At 65.7% G+C, this 1009-nt stretch carries 1 protein-coding gene; it reads left to right on the top strand.

Annotated features, from left to right (window positions below):
- Nucleotides 1-525 precede the first annotated feature (525 nt).
- A partial coding sequence (locus ACIRS4_RS39440) for a DUF4282 domain-containing protein (protein ID WP_404205282.1) occupies nucleotides 526-1009 on the top strand: 484 nt, incomplete at its 3' end.

A 1009-nucleotide genomic window follows, 5' to 3' on the forward strand; every position in this document is an offset into this window, starting at 1 on the left:
CACGAACGCGGCGGTGTCGCCGGTGACCTCGATGCCCGCGATGTTCTCGTCGGTGACCAGGCAGACGCCATTGGCGGTTTCGGCGACCGTCCAGCCGCGCTGGATGTAGTCCTGCGCAGATTCCGCAACGGCTGACGAAAACGTCGTACGCACTGGTTTCTCCATTCCCCGGTAGATCTAGTTCCTGCTCTGGTGGCGTATCGGAGCGGGGGGTTCGCGGCGTTACACACCCTTTTTCACCTCGAGTCCGGATTCTTTGCAGAACGTCATGTGTCCAGTCCGCTTCGACCGAAAAGCGGCTTTGGCTCATCTGCGACACCCGGATACCGGACCGGCTCTCGCCTGCGACGACGCGTCAAGGGCGCTACCGCTCGGTTCGGAGCCCGTCATCAGCCGCCGGCGTGACGTGTTCTACAACACACTCTCTCGTCGTGCGGGCCTCCGGCGTTACCGGAGACACTGAATCGGCCGAAACCGGAGACACAGAATCGGCCGAACGGGTCTGCGGGAGAGGAGATCGTCGGCATGGCCGAACAGCCGGGGGAGTCGGAACTCGAGAAGCTCGAGGAGCTCATCGAGGAAGGGCGCTGGGCCGCCTTCAAGGAGGCCGCCACCCGCCGCATGTCCCGGCGGCTCGCCGAGGAAGAGGACCCCGAGGAGCCGGTCGAACCCTTCACCAGCCCAGGAGCTTTCGGCGCGTGGAGCGTGGATGCCGCCCGCGCCCTGCTGGACCTGCAGTTTCACCACGCCGCCACCCGCACGCTGCTGCCGCTGGCGTATCTGCTGGGCTTGGCGGGCGCTTTCACCATCCCGATCGTGGGAACCGTAGGGCTGTGGCGAATCTCGGCCTGGCTGGGAATCGTGTTCGCGGTGGTGTTCGCGGTGCCGCTGGGCCTGGTGATCGCCGCGGTGGTGCGCCTGCTGCTGGAGTTCGTGCTCAACGCCTCCCGGCTGGCGGCGCGGGTCGAGCATATTTCCGATATGGCCGACGATCTGTTCCAGGCGTTGT

This window comes from Streptomyces sp. NPDC101166, from assembly GCF_044768125.1.
Classification (GTDB): domain Bacteria; phylum Actinomycetota; class Actinomycetes; order Streptomycetales; family Streptomycetaceae; genus Streptomyces.